At 51.0% G+C, this 721-nt stretch carries 2 tRNA genes and 2 rRNA genes; all 4 read right to left on the reverse strand.

Annotation, left to right across the window (positions count from 1 at the left end):
* Positions 1-86, reverse strand: a 23S ribosomal RNA gene (locus J1C54_RS16355); the annotation flags it as partial.
* Positions 87-352: 266 nt separating this feature from the next.
* A tRNA-Ala gene (locus J1C54_RS16360) sits at positions 353-428 on the reverse strand.
* Between the two features lie 62 nt (positions 429-490).
* Positions 491-567 (reverse strand) — tRNA-Ile (locus J1C54_RS16365).
* A gap of 73 nt (positions 568-640) precedes the next feature.
* A 16S ribosomal RNA gene (locus tag J1C54_RS16370) occupies positions 641-721 on the reverse strand; the annotation flags it as partial.

A 721-nucleotide genomic window follows, 5' to 3' on the forward strand; every position in this document is an offset into this window, starting at 1 on the left:
CCTCCCCGAAGCTTATCGCAGGCTACAACGTCCTTCATCGCCTCTGGCTGCCAAGGCATCCACCGTGTACGCTTTGTCACTTGACCATATAACCCAAAACAGTCACACAATATCCCGCGTAACCACTCCAAGCACACAGACTCGCAACAGATAATTTTCGCCAAAAGACGCAAGTGTCAGCATTCAAAGACACTCACTTCTTTAATTACGACTCAATCCATATTGTTAAAGATCTACTCACTGCTCGTCGCAAGCGAGACTGACTTTAGAAATCAGAAAAAAACGAACCCGATGGTGATGGTTCACTTTTTTCTGAATTCTTTTATAACTTTCCTTACCGTGCCGCTGCACTTGGTGGAGCCAAGCGGGATCGAACCGCTGACCTCCTGCGTGCAAGGCAGGCGCTCTCCCAGCTGAGCTATGGCCCCAAAACTGCAGCATCCTCAAACTCACCCCGCCAGGCTGCCAAAGCAGACAAACAAAGCGAATTTGGTGGGTCTGGGTGGACTTGAACCACCGACCTCACCCTTATCAGGGGTGCGCTCTAACCACCTGAGCTACAGACCCGGCAAGGTCTCTCGCGCACTATAAAACCAGACAGACAAACGTGTGAACTCTGAGGATTGATATCTTCGGTCGTTAAGGAGGTGATCCAGCCGCAGGTTCCCCTACGGCTACCTTGTTACGACTTCACCCCAGTCATGAACCCCACCGTGGTAAG

This window comes from Alcanivorax sp. 1008 (assembly GCF_020667895.1).
In the GTDB taxonomy this organism is placed as follows: Bacteria; Pseudomonadota; Gammaproteobacteria; order Pseudomonadales; family Alcanivoracaceae; genus PGZG01.